Consider the following 22417-nt stretch of genomic DNA (forward strand, 5'->3'; position numbering starts at 1 on the left):
ATATCTTCGCATATAAAGCGCTTTCTTTATCTGGACACAAAAAAGACAAACTCTTATACGTTGAGTTTGTCTTTTTTTCATTTATTTTGCTTTCGGCACGACTTTGAAAACTGACATTCTTTCTTCATCAATTTCTTCGTCTAAGATTGCCTGAATATCTGTTAATTGGATTTGCTCCAGTACTGGCACGACATCAAATAAGCTCATTTCTAAGAATGCGTATCGAGTGAATTGATTGGCGATGTACTCTGGGGAGTTCATCGCTTTTAAAAAGCTGCCAATTTTTTTCTTGCGAGCAAGTTCAATCTTTTCTTCTGTGATCAGGCTTTTTGCTTGAAGAAGCGTTTCTTTTAATTCATGTGCGAGTTGATCAGGGTCATTTGTGTCTCCGCCAACTGAAGTGAAGCCAAAACCGCCTTCTTCCGTATAATCGTAACTGAATGTCTCATCAATCAAGCCTTTTTCATACATACGCTCATATTGCAGAGAACTTTTACCAAACAATGTCTCTAAAATAAGATTCATGCCAAGCTCATGTTTGAGGAGCTGTTTTCCTTTTTTATGCGGGTTTTTCGTTTTCAAACCAAACATACATTTAGAACCTTGTACATTCATTTTCAGTTCGTATTCTTTTCGGTATACACGATCAGGTTCATTGATCTCTTTCCGCTGAATATCCGGCTGATCGGTAAATGGTTTTTTTGCCTGATTCGCTCTTACTTGGTCTAAAATTTGCGCCGGATCAACAGGACCCACTACAAAAAGAAGCATATTGCTTGGGTGATAGAACGTTTCGTAGCATTCATATAAATGGTCTTTCGTAATTGGCGCAATGCTTTCAACGGTTCCAGCAATATCAATTCTCACTGGGTGCTCTTGATAGAGGTTTTCGATCAGACCAAAGAATAAACGCCAATCTGGATTGTCATCATACATGTTGATTTCTTGACCAATGATGCCTTTTTCTTTTTCGACCGTTTTTTCAGTAAAATAAGGCTCTTGCACAAAATCAATGAGTGTTTCAAGATTCTGTTCGACATTGGCCGTGCTTGAAAATAAGTATGCCGTTCTCGTAAACGTCGTAAATGCGTTTGCGGCTGCTCCCTGTTTACTAAATGTATGAAACACATCACCATCTTCTTTTTCAAACAGCTTATGCTCTAAGAAATGGGCAATTCCATCAGGCACTCGGATCATGTCTTCTTTGCCAAGCGGCACAAATTCATTGTCAACAGAGCCATATTTTGTTGTGAAGGTTGCATATGTTTTGTTAAACCCTTGCTTTGGCAGCACATAGACGTCTAGTCCGCTGTCCATTTTTTCGTGATACACCGTCTCTTGCAGCTGATCGAATTGAATTGTTTTCACTGTCATGAAGCACCCTCCGTTCCTTTAAGAAAATAGGTCGTATCCCATTCGATTTTTTGACCCACTTTGATGATGTCCTCTTTTGTCACTCTGTCTAACGCATCTAAAAAGGAATCGAGGCTCTCCCCTGTTGGCACGACGGCATGCTGATATAAGTATTCCGCTGTTCCATAAGACGTATCAATTGTTTCGAGCAACTGGTTTTTGACGACAGCCTTTGTCTGTTCAATTGCTTCATCAGAAAAATCGCCTTTTTGCATGGCATCAAATTGTTCTTTGATGATGTCTACTGCCTGCTGATAGTTGCCGACTTCAATTCCTGACATGACCATCATCAAACCTTTAAAGCTCTCAAGTCTAGAAACAGCATAGTACGCAAGACTTGCTTTTTCCCGCACATTGATAAATAGCTTTGAATGAGAGAAGCCGCCGAATATGCCATTAAACAAATGCAGCGCCGGATAATCTTTATCCGCTATCGTTGTATGTGTGCGAAAACCAATGTTTAGCTTTCCTTGTTTTACGTCCTCTTCATCAATGACTTCTTTTGGCTCTATTTGTAATCTTGATGATTCGGTATTTTGTTTGACCGGCTCTCTTTCACTTGTTTTAAAGTATTGCGAGACCATTCGATTGATGTCTTGTTCATCAACGTCTCCCACAACATAGAGATCCAGCTGGTTTGACTGAAGTGCATGCTCGTATGCTTTAAAGAGCGCTTCTGACGTAATCGCTTCGACGTCTTCCATTTCACCATTGACGTGCAGTGCATATGGCTCACCTTTACACATTTCCTGCACAAGTCTTAAGTTTGAATAGCGCATTTTGTCATCATAAACGGCTTGAATGCGCTGTTTCAATGTTCGTTTTTCTTGCTCAACGTACAATTCATGAAATACCCCGTTTTCCACGTACGGGTGGAATAATAGTTCAGAAAGTAAGGCAATCCCTTTTTCTAGTAAAGGGGTTTGATCCTTTAAATATTTTTCATTCGCCATTTCTAGACGAAAGGTAATGATGTGATTTTCACCTTTTTTCGCCATGTCTGCGGAAACGGTCGCCCCATAGAGCTCGTCGAAATAAGCACGAAGCTCTCCCGTTTTCGGCATTTTTTCTGTTCCTCTTAAAAGTACATGCGGGAAAAGAGAACGCATGGTGACGTCATCTTTGGATAAAGGCGCAAGCATTTTAAAAAGGATCGTCACGGTTTTAAATTTTTCTGTTTTGACAATATGAGTATGAAGACCAGGTGTATCAAATGTCTTCTCTTGTAAGTACGTCATGAGAAACCTCCTTTGTTCATCCTATTTATTATGTATTAGAACATAGCTGATATATACGTGAAACAGCCATTTAATAGTCATTATATCAATCAGAGGAAAGGATAGGAAATAAAAACGCCTCTGCTAAAAGCAGAGACGCAGGTTGTTATTTCATTCTAAACGGCCACCAATTCCATTTTCCAAAGATGCGAACCATGACCGGGATAAAGAGTGGTAGAACAACAAAAGCATATAATAAAAGTCCAATGAGTACGACCGTTGCAATTTCAACTAATGATAATACACCCGAGGGCAGCATCGCAGCAAAAGTACCCGCTAAAATAGCAACTGCTGAAATAATGACCGACCCCATATTTCTCATCGCTGATATCATGGATGCTTGAACATGCTCTCCCTTCCATTCATTAAAACGATCCATGAGGAAGATCGAATAATCAATGCCGAGGGTCACAAGGATCACAAAGCTGAAAAATGGAACAGCCCAGCTGACACCATCGTAGCCAAAGAATGTTTTGAAAATCCATTCTGTTAAGCCAATGGATGTAAAATACGTTAATATGAGTGACAGTGTTAAGTATATCGGCATGACGATTGACCTTAATAATATAACTAAAATAATAAAGATACCAATTAACATGAAAATAACCGTTCTAATAAAGTCACCGTCTGACGTTTCTTTTAAGTCAACATTTAAACTGGAGATACCAGATACACCGTAGTTGGCGTTTTTCAAACCACTTACAGGTAAATATTGATCAAGGGTTTCTTCAATTTTTGCTACACCTTTCATTGCTTCATTGCTGTATGGATTTACATTTAAAATCACTTCAAAGGTTGTTAATTTACGATCTGGGGACATATACGTATTAAATATTTTCTTAAATTCATGGCGTTTCAGTACTTCTTCTGGTATAAACCAGCCCGTTACTTCTTCATCTGGTGCTTCCTGAAGCTGTTTTAAGTAGCTGTCCGCCTCGGTAAAGCCACTTTTTACTTGCTCAAGTCCGGAAATACTTTCATCTAATCCATCTGTTAATAGTGAGAGTTTAGATGATAGCTGGTTAAACCCTTTTTTCACGGCTTTTTGGCCATCAGTCAGTTGATCTGCACCATCTTCAATTTTAGGCATTTCTTTGATGAGCTGTTTTTGTCCTTTATTCGTTTCATCAAGACCATCATAAATTTGATCTAGACCTGTCATCAGCGCCTTTACTTGTTGTTTGATTTCTTTTTGCTTGCTTGAGAACGTTTGAATGACTTGATCTGCTTTCTTGATCTTTTGTTTAAAGGCAGATGCTTCCTCTTCATAGACGCTCATTTGCTCTCCAGCTTGATCGAGCATTCCTTTTGTGTCTTTGAATACTTTTTTGATTTCTTTATATTCATTCATATCTTTGATTTCTGGAAGCCGGTTTTCAAGTCCTTCAAATGATACGTTTTCATAGGATTGTTTCACTTTCTTAATCGTTGTCATCAGTTGCTCATTTGATGTTGCGTGACCTTCGAGTGTGCTTACGACTCGTTCAAGGTCTTGAATCATGGTTTCACTTCTGCGGTATTCTTGCTCTAATTCTTTTTTCGCTTGTTTGATTTCAGTGCGAATGGTTCCTACGCCCTCTTTACTGCGCCTCACACCATCCTCTAAAGAAATGAGTGATTTCCTCACTTCTCCGATCCCGCCTTTGATGGCTTTTGTCCCATCAATCAATTGATCAATCCCTTTAGCGGATTCTTCAATTTTTGGTTTTTGTTTGAGAAGTGCTAAGTTTGTTTCGGTCAAGCCATCTGTAATTTTCCCGATGCCCTCATGACCTTTCCCAAGCTCTCCTCCCAGCTCTTTCGCTTGAGAGGTAACGTAGAGCTGACTTAATCCGTCTCCAACTGGGCGAGTGACACTGCGAACCGCTTTTACTTCCTCAATGTCACTTAACTTACGGGTCAGTTTTTCAATCATGACGATCTTTTCTTGATTATCGAGCTCATTGTCACTTTCGACAAGCACATTCAGCGGCAGCGCTTCACCAAAGCCAAATTGCTCAGATATCGTATTAAATGCAGACACTGACTCATACTTTGTCCCAATCTCATTTAAACTATTATAAGAAAGAGTGCCGTCATACATCAGAATTGGAGGAACAGTGATGAGTGCAACTACCCCTAAGCTGATGAGCGGTCTTTTAAATGAAAAGCGCCCAGCCCATTCCCAAATCTTACTTTGTGGATGACGAATGTTTTCTCTTTTAGACGGCCAAAAAAGGGATTTTCCGAAAACCGACATAAAAAAGGGAACGATTGTGACAAGTGCAATGAGCAGAATGCCAACGCCTACGGCAACGCTGACGGCTGATTGGTACAATTGGAATTTTGCGAAACCAATACTTGAGAAGCCGACTAACACAGCTAAGCCGCTGAAAAAGACCGTTTTCCCTGCACATTGATACGTGATGATAATTGATTCTTTGACATCACGCCCCTGACCAATCTCCTCTTTAAAACGGCTTAAAAGTAATATACAATAATCCGTTCCTATACCGAACATAATAGCTACCATAAAAATCTGAGTGAAATTAGACAGAGGAAATGGTGTATATTCTACGAGAAAAGCCACAATACACCGGCTGACAGCATAAGAAATGCCAATCGTAATAAGCGGAACAACAGGTGCCAGTATCGATCTGAATACAATTATTAAAATAAAGAAAATAAAAATCATCGTAATAAGTTCAGTTTTCTTCAGACCTTGTTGAGAGCTTTTAATGACATCTGAGTCCACAAATTTTTGACCTGTCATTTCATATGAGACGTTGTAGGGCTTTAAAACTTCCTCAATTCGTTCTTTAACCTTCACAGCTTTTGTTTCGTAGTGGTCGAATTTGAATGGAACAAGAAGTGTACTTTTATCCTTTGATAAAAGTTGTTTTTGAATGTCACGTTCTACATGAAAATACGAAGTAATTCCGTCAATGTGGAGTTCTGGGGCATGTGTCATGAGTGCAGCTAAAGCCTTTTTTAATTCCTGCTCTTTGGCAGGGAACAAATGTTGTTCGGAGAATACAATCACACCAGTATCTTTTTTCCCATTATGATCTGAAAGCTTATCCAATAAATGAAGTGCCTCAGCTGTTGGTGTCCCCTCTGGAACCTTTAACTGCCCTTTTTCTCTTGTTAATTCCTCTAAATTGGGCGCAGTAATAAACAGAATCACAGCTGTTATCATCCACACCAGTAATACAATCCATCTTGCTTTAATTATTTGCAACATAGCTGCTTCAAGCTCCTTCTAGTTCATCAATCAATTTGCTGTTTTTGAGCGTGTCTGAAGTGCTGACTTCGTCTCCTTCAACGTGCTAATGGCAGGATGACCTATTCAATTGTCCTTTCGTGTTGAAGAAACGCATATCCATCATCAGCCACGAGCTCAATTTCTGCCTTAAAATAAAGACAGAAAATGAATGTTTTTGAACACCTCCTATTTGGGATAATTTAAAAGATATTACTATACATTAGTTTAACTATCAAAATTTTACATGTCAATTTATAAAAAAGAAAAAAGATGGCAAAATACCGTCTTTTTTCTATGTTTAAACCGTTTTCAATTGTTCACTTTCATCCTTTTCATCTGGCTGGATGAAAAAGAGGACCAAAAATAATGAAATGAGACTACATATGGTCGATAGAATAAAAACGATGGAGTCTCCTTTATCCATCAGAAATGCGTAAATTGGAGGTCCTAAAGCAACACCGATAAACCGCATGCTGCTATAAAATGACGTAATGGTTCCGCACTGCTCTTTTTCAATCCCTTCTGTTATCAACGCATCAAGTGCTGGAAGCACAATGCCAATCCCTACGCCTCCAATACTTAAGCAGACAAACAACACGTAAAAACTGTGATTCCACCATAAAAATATATACGAAAGTGATAAAAGAGCCATACCTACGATGAGAAATATCCTCATTTTCCCCTTTTCTTTTCCGATTGTTTTCCCCGCAATGTACGAGCTGATTGATAAGAAAAGGAGCGGGATGCTTAGCAGCAAGCCTTTTTTGACACCCGTTATTTGATACGCTGCTTCTAGGTTATCTGACAAATAAAAGAGCACGCCAAAAAGAAGAAACATAATAAAACCACCAATAGCAAAAATGGCATAAAGCCAGCGTCCTTCATGCTTAAAAATCGTCTTTGTTGATTTTAAAAACTCCTTAAATGTAGGCGGATCTTCCTCTTTCTTTGCGGATTCAACCATAAACAGTACCATCACAAAGCTGATGATTGAAAAGAATGGAATGAACCAAAACGGTACAAACCAAAACCAAGAAGCGAGAAGTGCCCCAATAATAGGACTTAGTACCTTTCCAGCTGTATTAGAAGTTTCAATGGCTCCAAGTCCCGCACTTACCTCTTCATCATCGTGAAACAAATCGCCAATAAACGGCATGACGACAGGTGCTGCCCCGGCTGAGCCAACTCCTTGAAGGACCCTTCCAAATAGAATCCACATATAGGGTTCTTTCATGATGGTTGAGGCAACAGCTGCCACAGCTCCTCCAAGTCCTGCGATTAAAAGACACGGCAAAAGCACCTTTTTTCGCCCAATTCGGTCAGATAAATAACCGGCAATCGGAATACACAAAATCGCCACAACGGAGTATACCGTAATAATGAGTGACACTTGAAAGGAAGTGATTGAGAGTTTCTTTTCGATCTCTGGTAATACGGGGATTAGCATCGAGTTCCCAAGTGTCATGATTAGAGGCACTGATGATAATGCAATAATATTCTTTTTACTGACAGTTTTCTCGCCCAACATCATTCACCCAATTCTATATACTGTTACGTATTAGTGTGGCATGTTTCACGGGTTTTATGTATGGGCAAACAAAAAGCAACCGCCTATGGAAGCGACTGCTTTGTTAAAATCGTTTACGTATGACATGGAAGCTGAATTTATCCGCTCGAAAATAATTGAGCGAGTATAAGACCGGCTGATCATCTTGATCATAGTGCATTTGTTTCAGTAATAGTAACGCTGTTTCTGGGTCACATTCTAGTATCGGTGAAACCTGATCGTGATAACCAATCGGTTCGATGTCTGCCACTGCATATTTAATTCCGCTGTGCGGTTCTCTGCCAAACAGCTCAAAAAGCGATTCTTCCTCATGAGTAAAAGAAGCGGGAAGATGTTTAACCGGAATTTTATCTAAACAATAGACGACTGGCTGTCCATCTGCTGTTCGAACGCGTTCCATTGAAAAAACCTTCTCGGATTCATCACACTGAAAACGAATGACATCATTCTCTGTCGGCTCCCCTTCTTGTGAGGACAAAAAGATGGTACCTGGCGTCATATTGACCTGTTCAATCATTTTTGTAACACTTGTCAGCTGTTCAATGCCAGTAGAAAAAAGCGGTCTTGAGTTGACGAAAGTTCCCACACCATGCCTTCTAATTAAATACTTCTCTTCTTCTAATATACGAAGGGCTTCACGAAGGGTCGCTCTGCTCACGCCTAAAAGCTTTGAGAGCTCAAATTCAGAAGGCAGCTTTTCCTTTTCGGCATATACGCCTGTTTGAATATCTTCTTTAATACGGTCAATCACTTTCAAATATAAATGGCGATTGTCTGTTTTGGTCGACATGTTTTCCCTCCGTCTAATCAATGCAAATGATAAGATGAGAAATCTCTATTCCGAGATAAGATGAACATAACTATATCATGTTTTTGCAAATAAATAAATAGTCTGACATCCAGTTAACATAATCAATATATCGTTAACTTCATGTTAGGAAAGCTCTCTTCGAATTATGAAGAGAGCTCGTCATGTTGTTCTTTTGAGAGGAGGACTTCTCTCGGTTTACTTCCTTCATATGGTCCGACAACCCCGCGCTCTTCCATTGCGTCAATAAGACGTGCAGCACGAGTATAACCGATGCGGAACCTCCTTTGCAGCATAGAAACAGAGGCCGTCTGCATGCCAATGATCAGTTCAACTGCTTCATCATATAAGTCGTCGTCCACAGCCCCAAGCTGATCTTGCGTTTCTTCACTCGGGATCATTTCTTCTTGATATTGTGCTTTTTGCTGTGTGATGACATGATCAACGACATGTTCCACTTCTTCATCTGATAAAAAGGCGCCTTGTACACGAACTGGTTTGTTCGCACCGACAGGTAAGAACAACATATCCCCTCTGCCTAGCAATTTTTCTGCGCCTCCCATATCAAGAATGGTCCTTGAATCGGTTTGTGACGATACGCTAAATGCAATGCGGGAAGGGATATTTGCTTTAATGACACCTGTAATGACATCAACAGAAGGCCTTTGTGTAGCAATAATTAAATGAATCCCCGCAGCACGTGCCATTTGAGAAAGCCTTGTAATGGAATCTTCTACATCAGAGGAAGCAACCATCATTAAATCAGCAAGCTCGTCTACAATGACGACAATATAAGGGAGTTCTGGCTGCTTCGCCTCTTGTGATTGATTCATTCGTTTAATGTAATCATTGTACCCTTCAATATTTCTTGTGCCCGTATGAGAAAACAATTCATAACGGCGCTCCATTTCACTAACCACTTTTTTAAGTGCCTGTGAGGCTTTCTTAGGATCGGTCACAACTGGGGCTAACAGATGCGGGATGCCGTTATAAACATTTAATTCAACCATTTTCGGGTCAATCATCATCATCTTTACTTCATGAGGTTTTGCTCTCATGAGAATGCTTGTGATAATGCCATTGATACATACGCTCTTTCCGCTTCCTGTCGAGCCAGCCACAAGTAAATGCGGCATTTTGTTCATTTCAGCCAGCACAGCTTCACCAGAAATATTTCGGCCCAGTCCGATGAGCAGCTTGGCATTTGGGCGGTCATTTTGTTTCGATTCTAAAACCTCTTTTAAAGAAACCATTGCAATTTCTGCGTTGGGAACTTCAATTCCGATGGCGGATTTACCAGGAATCGGCGCTTCAATTCGAATGTCTTTTGCTGCTAATGCAAGGGCTAAATCATCACTCAAGTTGACGATCTTACTTACCTTCACGCCGACATCAGGGTATACTTCATATTTTGTGACGGCCGGCCCTAAATGAACTTGTGTCACTTTTGCTTTTACACCGAAGCTTTGGAAGGTCTTTTCAAGTTTTCTTGCATTTTCATAAATATTCTTCTTATCTGTTTGCTGACCTGAATGCTGCGGCTCAGCTAAAATATCAAGAGATGGCAGCTCATAATCCTTATTTTCAAGCTCCGTAAACGTCATAGGCGGAGCTTCTTTCGGTTCATCCCCTGTATCATGAGACGGAGTTCCTTGTACAGTTGCTTGAAGAGGATCTGGCTCTTTGACCGGCTGATCTTTTTGAACTTGCGGTGTGAGCATGTCATCTCGATCAGCAAAACTTGAGATAATCGGCTGACGATTGTCAGAAGCCTGCTCTTCTTCCTCGATCAAGATATGATCATGATCTTCTTCTGTCTCTTCTTGCAAGCGTGAACGTTTTTTCTTTTCACTTGTTTTCTGCGCAGGTGCATTCTTTTTCGCCTGCCTTATGCCTTTCATATCTTCAATAAATGCTTTCCACTGCTTCACCAAAAATTGTGATACAGGCAGCGTCACTTTTTTGACCATTTCTTGCAGTGACCGGTTTGTGATCAGCACAATGCCAATCAGCATTAGCACAATGGCCATGATTTGAGATCCTGCTTGTGCAAACAAGAAATAGGCGGCCGCAAATAATACGGCACCGATCATACCGCCTCCTAAATCAGGCGAGCCTGTCTCACCTTTCATATCCATTAAGAATAACTCAAACGTATTTCTGATTACACTTTGAGAACCTATCACGCCTGCAGCTGAAAGATGCTGAAAAAGCTTCACATGGGACAAAAGCAAGATACTCGCAATGATGCAGTATAAACCTGCTTTTCTTCTTGTCAGTAAATCAGGAATTTGTTTTTTCCAAAAGATCGTCACACCAAAAAGAAATAATCCGATAAGGCAGAGAATAAACCATTCACCTGCAAAGAATCGGAATAGATGTACAAAGGTTTGTCCAACTACACCTAGCTGTAAAATGGCAATGATCGCTATGGCAATACAGACTAACCCATTTAGTTCATATTTCAGTTTTAGCTGTTTATTTTGTTTTTTTCTTGTTTTACGTTTTCTCTTTTTCGCCATACTCATCACCTTACTACAAAAGAAAATATAACCTACGAAAAGATCAGAAAGAAAGCAGCCTGATTTTGGCTGCATCTTGTTGTAAGTTTTCCCTTTATTATAGCATAGAATCATTCATATGAGTCGGTTTGATTGGTGCCTAAATGTAACTTCAATCGCTTACCTGGTGCAAGCTCCTGATTCAAAAAGTCCATTGGATTCGTACTCATTACTTGAACGATTTCCGCTTCATCTTCTTTCATTTCAACCATCACTGGCACACCCTGAATGTTTACCTGCTGAAGTTTGCGTTCTCCTTGTTCCTCAGCGTAAATGGCTTCATAAGGCATAGGTGTATATAAAATCATTGGATCAGCCCCTCGTTTTGTGCAGCCCGTTCGCCAATAAGCTCGTTCAGCTTTTTAATCGCTTGTCCAACGCCGCCGACTTCATGCATCAGTCCGTATTCAGCCGCCTCATGGCCAACGACATTTGTCCCGATGTCTCTTGTTAGATTGCCTTTAGAGAACATAAGCTCTTTAAATTTCTCTTCTGTAATGTTTGAGTGACTCGTGACAAAATTAATGACTCTTTCCTGCATTTTATCTAAGTATTCAAAGGTTTGCGGAACACCGATGACTAGACCGGTTAAGCGTACAGGGTGAATGGTCATCGTTGCTGTTTCGGCAATGTATGAATAATCACACGATACGGCGATTGGGACCCCAATAGAGTGGCCGCCGCCAAGCACAATGGATACAGTCGGTTTGGATAAAGAAGCGAGCATTTCCGCAATGGCTAGTCCTGCTTCTACATCGCCGCCCACTGTATTTAAAATGATTAGAAGTCCTTCAATTTTTGGGTTTTGTTCAACTGCTACGATTTGTGGAATGACATGTTCGTATTTGGTTGTTTTATTTTGTGGCGGCAGCTGCATGTGCCCTTCAATTTGTCCAATAATAGTCAGGCAATGTATGTTTGTATCTTGTGACAACTGCGGGACGGCTGTTTCACCAAGCTGTTGTATTTTGCTCATAATGCTATCTTTTTCTTCTGGTTTTCGCTCAGGCTGCTGTTCATTCTGTTCGTCCATTTGTCTCCATCCTTTCCTAAAAACTCTCCTCCTATTATGAACAAGATCGTCACATTCCATCCGCATTCATCATGTCACATCAAAAAAGCCCAAAGAGCTTGTGCTCTTTGGGCTTTTCTCATCACACTTCCATAATAATTGGAATGATCATTGGCTTGCGTTTTGTTTTTTCATATAGGAATTGATTTAGTACATCGCGCATGGATTGTTTCAGTGTTGACCATTCAACAATTGAGTTTTCCGTTTGCTCTTTCACAATCCCTTTGACCATTTCTGTTGCTTTCACAATCAGCTCTTCGGATTCTCTTACATAAACAAATCCTCTTGTGATGATCTCAGGTCCAGAAATTAATTGTTTCTTTTGTTTATCGAGCGTAATGACCACAATTAAGATGCCATCTTGAGACAATAGGCGTCTATCACGTAAGACAATATTCCCGATGTCACCAACACCAAGACCATCGATCAAAATGTTCCCTTGATGTACTTTTTCACCGATTTTGACGTTTTGTCCTCTAAATTCCACAACATCGCCTTTATCAATTAAGAAAATGTCGCTTCGTTTCATTCCTACTTCTTCAGCAATACGAGAATGTGCTTTTTGCATGCGATATTCGCCGTTTACTGGAATTAAATACTTTGGCTTCAGTAAGTTCAGCATGAGCTTTAACTCTTCTTGACAGCCATGTCCAGATACATGCACACGTTTTTGAGCAAAAATCACTTGTGCTCCGCTTCTTGTAAGGAAATCCACCGTTTTTGAATAGGTGAGTTCTTGTCCTGGAAGAGGTGTAGACGCAATCACAACCGTGTCATCTTTTTCAATATGAAGCTGTTTGTGATTTTGTTTCGCCATTTTTGTTAAAGCAGCGAGAGGCTCACCGTGGCTTCCTGCTGTGAGAATGACCACACTGTTTTTCGCCATTTTTTTCACTTCTTGGACTGGAACAAATAATTCTTCGTCCGCTGTCACATAACCAAGTTTGATCGCAAGCTGAAGAGTTGTCATCATATTTTTCCCTGCTACTGCAAGCTTACGGCCATTTTGGTTTGTGGCATTAATGATCTGCTGTACACGGTTAATATTTGATGAAGATACAGCGACAATCACACGATTTTCAGCATTGTACATCGCATTTGAGATTTCGTCTTGAACGAGCGCCTCAGAAGGTGTATAGCCTGGTTTTTCCGCATTTGCACTGTCTGAAAGAAGTGCTAGAACGCCATTGTTTCCAATTTTCGCAATCTCTCCGATGTCACAGGCTTGGTTAAGCGCTGGGGTTTGATCAAATTTAAAATCACCTGTGCATACGATTGAACCAAGAGATGTTTTGAAGCTGATTCCGACTGAATCAGGAATACTGTGATTCGTTCTAAAGAATGATACCTTTGTTGTTTCAAATGTAATGACTGACTTTGCATGAACCTCTCGCAAATCAGCTTTTTGATTGAAGCCGTATTGCTTTAACTTTTCTCGAAGTAACGCAAGGGTCAGCTTCGTGCCGTAAACTGGTACAGACAATTTGCTTAAGCAATGGAATACGCCTCCGATTGCTTCATCATGTCCGTGGGTAAGAAAAATTGCTTTCACCCGATCAGCTCGTTCTGTTAAATAAGAGATATCAGGAATGACCACGTCAATGCCTAGCATTTCGTTTTCTGGATGCATGAGTCCTGCATCTACAACATATATGTCGGAATCAATCTCAATGACATATAAGTTTTTCCCGATTTCTCCAACGCCTCCCAGTGCAATAATTCTTACGTTCTCTGTATTTTTCTTTTTCAAAATTCTTATCCTCCTAGTCTCAAGCCCGTCCATCATCGCTTAATGCTATTATAACTGAATCTAATTTTAGAAAACAAGATGAAGTCACATTTTAAGAAAGTGTTTATGTATAAAAAACGGTCATACTCAGGGACATCTGAGAATGACCGCTTACGAATTTTTTTGTTTTGATCAGCTGTTTAATACGCTGCTTAAATTCAGTCTTTCTTCTTCTGATAAAGGTAAAAGCGGGAGTCGAACGGATCCGACATCTAATCCTTTCAGCTGAAGAGCTGTTTTGACAGGCGTTGGATTTGGCGCTGAGAACAGCTGGTTCATAATCGGCACCAGTTTTTGATGAATCAATGCCGCATTCGCTGTTTGTCCTGAAGCGTAGCTTTTTAGCATTTGCTGCATATCAAGGCCTACGATATGAGAAGCGACAGAGACGACTCCTCTTGCACCAATCGCAACCGCAGGAAGCGTTAGGCTGTCGTCACCAGAGTAAACGTCAAAATCTTCTGGTGTCTCTGCAATGATTTTTGTCATGGCATCTAGATCACCGCTTGCTTCTTTGATTGCGACAATGTTCGGTATTTGCGCAAGCTTAATCGTTGTTTCTGGTGCTAATGAAGCAACCGTTCTTCCTGGTACATTGTAAAGCATGACAGGAAGAGATGTAGACTCGGCAATTGCTTTAAAGTGTGCATACATGCCTTCCTGTGATGGCTTGTTGTAGTAAGGTACGACAAGCATCACTGCATCAACGCCCGCTTCTTCTGCTTTTTTCGTTAGTTTAATAGACGCATTTGTGTTATTACTGCCTGTTCCTGCAATGATTTTACAACGACCATTTGCTAATTTCACCGATTGCTGAAAAAGAGCGACTTTTTCTTCAGTCGATAAAGTTGGCGATTCGCCTGTTGTCCCTGCAACGACTAAAGAGTCACTGCCGTTTTTTAACAAGTAATCAATGAGAATTGATAGCTTTTGGAAATCAATGTTGCCCTTTTTATCAAAAGGTGTAATCATAGCTGTTGCGATATTTCCGAAATTCATTTTTTTCACCTCATCATGATTCAATCACATTTATCTTGAAAGTTCAAACACTTCATGAAGGGCATTGACAGCCGCTCTCATGTTTTCTTCGTTCACTAACACCCAAATCGTCGTATGACTGTCAGCGGACTGTAAGATCGGAATATTTTGCTCAGATAGTGCAGATACAATTTTAGATGTTACACCTGGTACACCCATAATGCCTGCTCCAACAGCTGATACCTTTGCACAGTTTGTCGTGACAATCGGCGTATAGCCTAGATCTTTTAGGATCGCCGTTGCTTTTTCAGTCATTGCACCTGTCACCGTATAGACGATTTCGCTCGGTGTAATGTTGAAGAAATCGACACTGATTTGGGCATTTGCCATTGCTTTAAAGACTTCTGTTTGTACGCTGTACTGTCCCTCTTTAGCTGGGACTTTGATTTGTGTGACATCATTGACATGTGCAATACCCGTAATCAGGCGGTCGTACACATCATGACTCATTTTATCTGAGTAGTGTGATGTCACGAGTGTGCCCTCATCATCAGAGTATGTTGAACGGACCCTCATTGGTACTTTTGCTTGCATGGCAATTTCAACAGCTCTCGGGTGAATGACTTTTGCCCCTTGGTATGCGAGGTTACAAATTTCTGTGTATGTCACGACTCTCAGTGGTTTTGCATTTTCTACGATACGGGGATCTGCTGTCATGACCCCTTCTACATCTGTAAAAATATCGATAAAATCTGCCTGCAATGCAGCGCCTAACGCAGCAGCTGACGTATCACTGCCGCCTCGTCCGATTGTTGTCACGTCTCCATTTTTTGCTGCGCCTTGGAATCCAGCTACGACAACCACATCATGCTCTGAAAGTGCCGCCTCAAGACGTTCACACTTCATGTCAATAATTTTCGCATTTGTATGTTCTTTATCTGTCACAAAGCCTGCCTGTGATCCAGTCATCGCTAAAGCCTTTAGCCCGTTTTCATTCAGCATACTTGAAAAAACAACAGCTGAAATATTTTCTCCGCAAGACACGAGTAAATCTTTTTCTCGGTTTGTCATATGCTGCGCATTGCCGTAAAGCAGACCAAGCAGCGTATCTGTCGCATAAGGATCGCCTTTTCGTCCCATCGCAGACACGACAACGACCGATTTATAGCCTTTCTCTTTTGCAGATAAGATATGTGCAAGTGCCCTTTTTCTTCCTTGATCATCTTTGACAGATGTACCGCCAAATTTTTGGACAATTATTTTCACTGTTTTCACTCCAAGTTCATTCTGACGTAACAGAAGAGAGCAGGCGAAAGATGCCTAACTCTCTTCTATTCGTCCTCATCATCCATTGAATGTTAAACTAATTTTAATGCTCGTAAGCTTTCTGCAATTTGAACGGAGTTCCATGCAGCGCCTTTTAGCAGGTTATCAGATACAATCCACATATGGAAGCCATTTGGACGATCCAAATCCTTCCGAATGCGGCCGACAAATACGTCGTTTTTACCAACAGCATCTGCAGGCATTGGATAAATTTGCTGAGACGGATCATCTTGTAATGTGATGCCTGGTGCATCTTTTAGGATGGACTTGATGTCATCAACCGTTGCGTCATTTGATTCAAGTTCAACGTAAACCGATTCTGAATGACCCGTTTCAATTGGTAGTCTCACACATGTTGCCGCTACTTCCAGCTCTGGCAAATGCATGATTTTTTTCGTTTCATTGATCATTTTCATTTCTTCAAATGTATAGCCATTATCTTGGAATTTATCAATTTGCGGAATTGCATTAAAGGCAATTTGATAAGGCATGACTTCTGGTTTCACATCTTCTTTATTTAAAATGGCTTGCGACTGGCTGTACAGTTCGTCAATGGCTTCATGTCCTGCACCTGATACTGCTTGGTAAGTAGACACAATGACTTTTTTCATGCCATACGCTTGACGAAGCGGCTCTAGCGCCGCCACCATTTGAATCGTTGAACAGTTAGGGTTTGCAATGATCCCTTGATGGTCATGCAAATCTTTTTCGTTTACCTCTGGTACGACAAGAGGGGTATTTTCGTCCATACGAAAAGCACTTGTATTATCGACAACAATTGCACCTCGTTTGACTGCTTCAGGAGCTAGCGCTTTGGAAACATTTCCTCCCGCACTGAATAGTGCAATATTGACCCCTTCAAAGCTTTCAGGTGTTGCTTCTTGAACGGTATACTCTTGACCTCTGAATGTCACTTTTGTTCCAGCAGAACGTTTTGAGGATAGTAGGGTAAGTGTATCCATTTCAAAATCTCTGTCAGCTAGTGTTTTTAACATTTGTTGACCGACAGCTCCAGTCGCTCCAACTACAGCTACATGCAATCCTCTTCCCATCAGTAAAACTCCTTCCGACCCATCCATGATTCTTTTCTTTCGGATGGCCATCCTATGACTTTTTACATTTTATTTTACCATAGAAAAGCAAGGCTTGAAGTACCTTTTTTGAATCTTTCATGATTTTCTAGTGAATCTATTATTCGTTTGATCCAATTAAAATGGGCTGAATTTGTCTATGCTCGAGCGCCTCTTCTACCGTTTTCGTCAGTAGATCCATATGCGCTACCATGGAAGTCGGTTTTTTGAATGGATCATCTTGGCCGAATGGAATAAAGAAAATGTTCTTTGTCGACATGAGTCTCATGAGATTTGTACCATTTAAACCTAATGCATCATTGGTGGAAATGCCTAAAACGACAGGGCGATGATTACGAATGGTCGCCTTAGCAGCCATTAAGACTGGACTGTCTGTCAGTGCATTTGCAAATTTCGCCATTGAATTGCCTGTTAAAGGTGCAATGACCATACAATCAAGTGGAAGTTTTGGTCCGAGTGGCTCTGCTTTGACGATTGAGTCAATCGCTTGAAATCCTGTCAGCTTCTCAATCCGCTCAATCCAGTCCGCTCCTTCTCCGAATCTCGTATTCGTATTTTGCACCGTATATGACACGACAGGACGCACTTCTGCCCCTTCTTTCACGAGTGATTCGATTTGCGGAAAAACGGCTTCGTACGTGCAGTGGGAACCTGTTAAACCAAAGCCGATTCTTTTCCCTTTTAGTGTTGTCATGATTCCATCCCCCTTTTTTCCTCCGCAAGTTCACATAAGAGCCCAGAAAGCACTTTTGCAATGATCTGCCCGGCTGTCTTTGGTGCCACAATTCCTGGAAGTCCTGGTGCAAGAAGCGCCTTCACTCCATGCTTTTGTGCAAAGTCAAAGTCTGTTCCACCTGGGCGGGAGGCGATATCCAAAATGAGTGTCTTTGGTGTCATGCTGACGATAACAGAAGAATCTAATACTAAGCTTGGAATCGTATTGATGATGATGTCGACATCCGTTACTTCATCTTTTAAACGGTCCATTGAAAATGGATCAAGTCCCATCTCAAAGGCTCGCGCTAAATGGGCTGTATCCGCAGCACCAACTTTCACTTCCGCACCTAGCGCCCGAAATGTGCGGGCAATGGTGAGCCCTGTTCGACCAAGCCCGAGAACAGCGACATGTGACCCATGAATCGTATAGTCCGTTTGCTGAATAGCCATCATGATAATCCCTTCAACTGTTGGAATAGAGTTATATATGGCAATATCATCTCGCTCAAACAGCTTCACAAGCTTCCGGTTCACCTGCTTTGCCATATTGTCTAAGTACATATTAGAAATACCTGAGTACAAGGTACAATGTGCAGGGGTTCTTTCTAAATATTTAGCTTCTAGCACGACCTTCTCATTTGAAAAAACGGTGGCAACGACCCCTTCGTCTGTAGCACCTGATACCGGAAGGATCATACTATCCACTTGTTCAAATGGAAGCTCTGACATTTTCAGCTTTTCAGCACCAATAAATCCATGATCCAGCTGATCAAATCCGACCAAAAACACTTTGGCATGCTGCTGTGACAGCTTGCGAATGATTTCAAGCTGCCTAGCATCTCCCCCGATCACCGCAACCGTTAAACCGCTCAACATACTGACCGTTCACCTTCTTTATTTAAAAAAGTCTGTAATATTTTCCGAATCTCCCTTTCAGCATATGAGGAGAGGATTCAGCCTGTGAACAAATCGGGGAGAGAAAAGAAAAAGAGCACCCTTTTATGATGGGTGCTCTTTTTCTCCGTGCGGCTGAAGTTCTTCAGGCACATCGAGAATGATCATATCTGATCCTATTTTTTGAATGTGATTCCACGGAACGCGGATGTCATTTCCTTGTTTTCGAAAGCCAAACCATTTGACGGAAGGTATGATGAGTGCTGTAATTTGACCGTCCTGTTCATTTATTTCAAGGTCGGTTTGTCCAAGCACGCCAAGCCGCTCCGCTCTTTTAATATCGACGATCTCTTTTCCTGACAGCTCACTCAGCCTCAAAATCGCATCACTCCCCTTCCATATCATATATGCAGCACAGAGGGGGAATAGACCGTCCCGTTCTACACGTCACGAATGAAGCCAATCTGTATACCAAACTGGCGTCAGTTGAGTAAAACGCTTATGGTCTGTCAGCATTCTCTCCACTCGATTCACCATGTCTTTTACATGCCCCGGGTCATAGGATAACGTCCAAACAATAGAAGAAAAACAGCTCATGGCTGTATAGATGGAAAAAAGAAGCCAAAAATCATGTGTTGTCTGCGTACTTAAATAGGCATCCAATTGCCCGGCTGAAAATGGAATGCTTCTTTCTCGACTAAATAAAGACAGTTTATAAAAGTCATGAATCGGATCGCCCCAGTCGGATTGATCAAAGTCGATCGCCCCAGCATATTGATGACGCTGTATAATGATATTCCCTAAATGAAAATCATCATGCTGGAACTGGTTTGGCCTCCCTTTTACCGCATCAGCATGTGACTGAATAAAATCTAATACGAACTGATCATGGGAAAAGGTCACTCCGCTTGATTGATAGGCATGTACATACCGTTCATGTTTCGCTAATACCTTCTTATCCCAGGGGGCTGCATAAAAAGGGGCATCGCATGTATGCATGATACTCAAGTCTCTGCCTGCCCGCCTTCCGATTTCATACTGCTCTTCTTCTGTGAGCAGATGAATGGATGCTCTAGCAATCTCTCCTTCGATAAATGGAAAAATACGAAAGGTACAGTTTTGTTCAGCACTCACTCCGACCTCCATCACTTCAGAACAAATAACGCCTCGATTTTTTAACTTCTGCTGAATGGACGCTTTCTTTTTCAAACTGGAATATTTCTGAATGTCTGATAGCTTGAGTACTAGCTTTTCACTAGGCGTTATGACCAAAAAGGTGCGGTCTCCCGAAAATCCAGATGTCATCGGCTGGAAAGAGATGGCTTGTTTAAGAAGCGGAGATAGCTGTTTCAGTTTTTCGTGTTTCATGAACGCAGGGCCCCTTTCTTCTTGGTATACAATAAACGGCAGACCTCTTGAGAAGTCTGCCGTGTTGTTTACATTATGATGGCTGATCACCCGTTGGACTAATAAGCGAGAGAGCATAATCTTCTGTAAAGATTCTTTTCGATAAATTGTTCACGCCGTCTAATGAGACGCGATTGATTTCATCAATAATTTCATCAAGCGTACGATGTTTGCCAAGGAGTAATTCATTTTTACCATTTCGGCTCATCTTGCTGTTTGTGCTTTCAAGACTAAGCATGAGGTTGCCTTTCATTTGCTCCTTAGAGTTTTCAAGTTCTTTCTGCGTAATTCCCTCACGTTTTAAGACGTCTAATGTTTGTAAGATGGTTTCAGATAGCAGGTTCAGCTGCTTCGCTCCAGTTCCACCATAGATCGTCAGCATTCCATTATCTGCAAATGAACTATGATAGCTGAATACAGAATACGCAAGTCCTTTATCTTCTCTTACGTCTTGGAACAACCGGCTGCTCATGCTACCGCCTAGAACATTATTTAAGACGATTAAGTCATAGATGCCCTGATCTCCAGCAGGAAGTCCGTTAAAGCCCATGCAAAGATGCGCCTGTTCTGTTTCCTTTTTGCGTGTCAGTTTGTCATAGTGGAATTGCGGGGCTTCGACAGGCTGCTTTTTCCCCTTTCCTTCATACGAGCCAAATAATGTTTCGACCTCACGAATGAAGGTGTCATCGACGTTCCCTGCAACAGAGATGACGACGCGATCCGGCGTGTAGAATTCATCCATATATTTTCTAAGGGAATCACCGTTAAAAGTAGAGAGTGTTTCCTCTGTCCCTAAAATCGGATAACCTAATGAATGATCACCGTAAATGGCTTTACTTAACAAATCATGAACGATGTCATCAGGAGTATCTTCATACATTTTAATTTCTTCATAGACCACATTTTTTTCTTTCTTCAGCTCTTCTTCGTCAAAAGCAGAGTTGAAAAACATGTCACTCAACACATCGAGGGCATACCCAGCATGTGAATCAAGTACCTTTGCATAATAGCAAGTATATTCTTTTGACGTAAAGGCATTCACTTGACCACCAATGCGGTCAAAGGATTCTGCGATATCACGTGCAGATCTCGTCTTTGTTCCTTTAAAGAACATATGCTCTAAAAAGTGTGAGATCCCATTTACTTCTGGTGTCTCATGTCTAGAACCTGTTCCAATCCAGACGCCAATTGCGACAGACCTTACAGTGGGATTGTTTTCAAGTACAATTCTTACTCCGTTTTGGCATGTATACGTTTTGACCAAGTTTTGCTCCTCCTATTCAACAAACAGATCGCATCACGGGTGTCTTTTTTCACTTAGGAGGTCAGAAACCGTTCCTAATTCATATCCTCTTTCTTTGATTTGAGTGATAAGTGCGTCAAGACTTCTCGCTGTTGCGTCTGTTGGATGCATTAATATCATCGCCCCATTGTGAATTTTCCCAAGCACTCGTTTTTGTAATACAGCTGGTGATGGTTTTTGCCAGTCGATCGTGTCTACTGTCCACATAATGGTTTCCATTCCTTCTTGTTTCGCAAGCTTTACTGTTTCTTCTTTAAAGCTGCCACTTGGAGGCGCAAACCATATCGGTTTTTTCCCAAGGGATTCTTCAATTTGGCGATTTGTTTTAATCATCTGCTCTAATGCTCGTTCTCTTGTCAGTGTGCGCATATCCGGGTGATTGTATGAATGATTTCCAATTTCATGACCATCTGCCACGATTTTTTTAGCAAGGTCTGGACTGTTTTTCACCCATTTGCCTTCTAAGAAAAAGGTTGCCTTCACTTGATGCTTTTCTAGTGTATTCAACATCTTTGTTAAATGCTCGTCGCCCCAAGCTACATTGATCAGGAATGCATTCATCTTTTTGTCTGGATGTCCCTTATAGATAGGTTCAGCACCAAGTTCATGTAAATGGACAGATGGTTTTGTTTCTTTAAAAACAAGCAGCTTTTCATCGAAAGAGCCGTGTTTTTTCATTTTTTCGTAAGAAGCATCGATATCGACTGTCTGTCCATTTAAACCAGGCATCTTTTTCCACACTTTATCAATCTTAGCATTTTGCGGCTTCTCTTCATAGTCAGAAGACTTCGATTTGATCTCTTGATACAGAATATCTTTTGAAACAGATGCTACCTCGGCGTGCTCTTTCATTGAATTCATATATGTAACAGCAGCCGGCTGCTTCATCGTTTGATATGACACGAGCAGTAAAAATACAAACACAAAGAATGGTATCGTTTTTTTCAATGGTTGTCCCTCCCCTTTACCA

General features: G+C 41.1%; 18 protein-coding genes. All 18 read right to left on the minus strand.

Annotated elements, in window-relative coordinates; all coding sequences use genetic code 11:
* Positions 1 to 81: 81 nt before the first annotated feature.
* Positions 82 to 1374 (minus strand): EF-P 5-aminopentanol modification-associated protein YfmH, encoded by a 1293-nt coding sequence (gene yfmH / locus LCD34_RS16215; protein WP_224559755.1) that lies wholly within the window; start codon positions 1372 to 1374, stop codon positions 82 to 84.
* A complete protein-coding gene (yfmF, locus tag LCD34_RS16220; protein ID WP_048002210.1) occupies positions 1371 to 2651 on the minus strand; it encodes an EF-P 5-aminopentanol modification-associated protein YfmF in 1281 nt (426 codons plus the stop codon). Before yfmF ends, yfmH begins: the two co-directional genes overlap by 4 nt.
* Before the next feature lie 145 nt (positions 2652 to 2796).
* Entirely contained in the window at positions 2797 to 5913 is a 3117-nt protein-coding gene (locus LCD34_RS16225) for an MMPL family transporter (protein ID WP_156060427.1), read from the minus strand.
* A gap of 319 nt (positions 5914 to 6232) precedes the next feature.
* Positions 6233 to 7462 (minus strand): MFS transporter, encoded by a 1230-nt coding sequence (locus tag LCD34_RS16230; RefSeq protein ID WP_172793306.1) that lies wholly within the window; start codon positions 7460 to 7462, stop codon positions 6233 to 6235.
* A 103-nt stretch (positions 7463 to 7565) separates the two neighbouring features.
* Entirely contained in the window at positions 7566 to 8291 is a 726-nt protein-coding gene (locus LCD34_RS16235) for a GntR family transcriptional regulator (RefSeq protein ID WP_008344706.1), read from the minus strand.
* Positions 8292 to 8455: 164 nt separating this feature from the next.
* On the minus strand, positions 8456 to 10831 hold the full coding sequence (locus tag LCD34_RS16240; protein ID WP_206114331.1) for an FtsK/SpoIIIE family DNA translocase: 2376 nt from the start codon (positions 10829 to 10831) through the stop codon (positions 8456 to 8458).
* Between the two features lie 110 nt (positions 10832 to 10941).
* Positions 10942 to 11178 (minus strand): YlzJ-like family protein, encoded by a 237-nt coding sequence (locus LCD34_RS16245; RefSeq protein WP_008344712.1) that lies wholly within the window; start codon positions 11176 to 11178, stop codon positions 10942 to 10944.
* On the minus strand, positions 11175 to 11903 hold the full coding sequence (locus tag LCD34_RS16250; protein WP_008344713.1) for a ClpP family protease: 729 nt from the start codon (positions 11901 to 11903) through the stop codon (positions 11175 to 11177). Before LCD34_RS16250 ends, LCD34_RS16245 begins: the two co-directional genes overlap by 4 nt.
* 121 nt (positions 11904 to 12024) lie before the next feature.
* Complete coding sequence (gene rnjB / locus LCD34_RS16255; RefSeq protein WP_008344715.1) at positions 12025 to 13692, minus strand: ribonuclease J2; 1668 nt, start codon at positions 13690 to 13692, stop codon at positions 12025 to 12027.
* Between the two features lie 171 nt (positions 13693 to 13863).
* A complete protein-coding gene (gene dapA / locus LCD34_RS16260) occupies positions 13864 to 14730 on the minus strand; it encodes a 4-hydroxy-tetrahydrodipicolinate synthase (RefSeq protein ID WP_019744174.1) in 867 nt (288 codons plus the stop codon).
* 30 nt (positions 14731 to 14760) lie between these two features.
* Complete coding sequence (gene dapG, locus LCD34_RS16265; protein ID WP_224559756.1) at positions 14761 to 15975, minus strand: aspartate kinase; 1215 nt, start codon at positions 15973 to 15975, stop codon at positions 14761 to 14763.
* Positions 15976 to 16067: 92 nt separating this feature from the next.
* A complete protein-coding gene (asd, locus tag LCD34_RS16270) occupies positions 16068 to 17087 on the minus strand; it encodes an aspartate-semialdehyde dehydrogenase (protein ID WP_041090413.1) in 1020 nt (339 codons plus the stop codon).
* A gap of 139 nt (positions 17088 to 17226) precedes the next feature.
* Positions 17227 to 17820: a dipicolinate synthase subunit B gene (gene dpaB, locus LCD34_RS16275; protein WP_017367267.1), complete on the minus strand. Its 594-nt coding sequence runs from the start codon at positions 17818 to 17820 to the stop codon at positions 17227 to 17229.
* Positions 17817 to 18719, minus strand: coding sequence for a dipicolinic acid synthetase subunit A (gene dpaA / locus LCD34_RS16280; protein WP_017359065.1), 903 nt, complete (start codon positions 18717 to 18719; stop codon positions 17817 to 17819). Before dpaA ends, dpaB begins: the two co-directional genes overlap by 4 nt.
* 123 nt (positions 18720 to 18842) lie before the next feature.
* Positions 18843 to 19115 carry a YlmC/YmxH family sporulation protein gene (locus LCD34_RS16285; RefSeq protein ID WP_008344726.1) on the minus strand — a complete coding sequence of 91 codons (273 nt, stop codon included), beginning with the start codon at positions 19113 to 19115 and terminating at the stop codon, positions 18843 to 18845.
* Positions 19116 to 19184: 69 nt separating this feature from the next.
* Positions 19185 to 20105 carry an aminoglycoside phosphotransferase family protein gene (locus LCD34_RS16290; RefSeq protein WP_024720373.1) on the minus strand — a complete coding sequence of 307 codons (921 nt, stop codon included), beginning with the start codon at positions 20103 to 20105 and terminating at the stop codon, positions 19185 to 19187.
* Between the two features lie 73 nt (positions 20106 to 20178).
* The gene (locus tag LCD34_RS16295) at positions 20179 to 21408 is read right to left on the minus strand and encodes a M16 family metallopeptidase (RefSeq protein ID WP_007499520.1); all 1230 of its coding nucleotides are present in this window, start codon (positions 21406 to 21408) and stop codon (positions 20179 to 20181) included.
* 33 nt (positions 21409 to 21441) lie between these two features.
* The gene (locus LCD34_RS16300; protein ID WP_411910441.1) at positions 21442 to 22395 is read right to left on the minus strand and encodes a polysaccharide deacetylase family protein; all 954 of its coding nucleotides are present in this window, start codon (positions 22393 to 22395) and stop codon (positions 21442 to 21444) included.
* Positions 22396 to 22417: the final 22 nt, after the last annotated feature.

The sequence above is a fragment of the Bacillus sp. RAR_M1_44 genome (genome assembly GCF_020165935.1).
GTDB lineage: Bacteria > Bacillota > Bacilli > Bacillales > Bacillaceae > Bacillus > Bacillus altitudinis.

Excerpts from the sequence above, each read along its gene's own strand:
- LCD34_RS16230 (WP_172793306.1), bottom strand. The coding sequence starts at position 7,462 with ATGTTGGGCGAGAAAACTGTCAGTAAAAAGAATATTATTGCATTATCA.
- yfmF (WP_048002210.1), bottom strand. The coding sequence starts at position 2,651 with ATGACGTACTTACAAGAGAAGACATTTGATACACCTGGTCTTCATACT.
- LCD34_RS16240 (WP_206114331.1), bottom strand. The coding sequence starts at position 10,831 with ATGGCGAAAAAGAGAAAACGTAAAACAAGAAAAAAACAAAATAAACAG.
- asd (WP_041090413.1), bottom strand. The coding sequence starts at position 17,087 with ATGGGAAGAGGATTGCATGTAGCTGTAGTTGGAGCGACTGGAGCTGTC.
- LCD34_RS16290 (WP_024720373.1), bottom strand. The coding sequence starts at position 20,105 with ATGAAACACGAAAAACTGAAACAGCTATCTCCGCTTCTTAAACAAGCC.
- dpaB (WP_017367267.1), bottom strand. The coding sequence starts at position 17,820 with ATGACAACACTAAAAGGGAAAAGAATCGGCTTTGGTTTAACAGGTTCC.
- LCD34_RS16245 (WP_008344712.1), bottom strand. The coding sequence starts at position 11,178 with ATGATTTTATATACACCTATGCCTTATGAAGCCATTTACGCTGAGGAA.
- dpaA (WP_017359065.1), bottom strand. The coding sequence starts at position 18,719 with ATGTTGAGCGGTTTAACGGTTGCGGTGATCGGGGGAGATGCTAGGCAG.
- LCD34_RS16235 (WP_008344706.1), bottom strand. The coding sequence starts at position 8,291 with ATGTCGACCAAAACAGACAATCGCCATTTATATTTGAAAGTGATTGAC.
- LCD34_RS16225 (WP_156060427.1), bottom strand. The coding sequence starts at position 5,913 with ATGTTGCAAATAATTAAAGCAAGATGGATTGTATTACTGGTGTGGATG.
- yfmH (WP_224559755.1), bottom strand. The coding sequence starts at position 1,374 with ATGACAGTGAAAACAATTCAATTCGATCAGCTGCAAGAGACGGTGTAT.
- dapA (WP_019744174.1), bottom strand. The coding sequence starts at position 14,730 with ATGAATTTCGGAAATATCGCAACAGCTATGATTACACCTTTTGATAAA.
- LCD34_RS16250 (WP_008344713.1), bottom strand. The coding sequence starts at position 11,903 with ATGGACGAACAGAATGAACAGCAGCCTGAGCGAAAACCAGAAGAAAAA.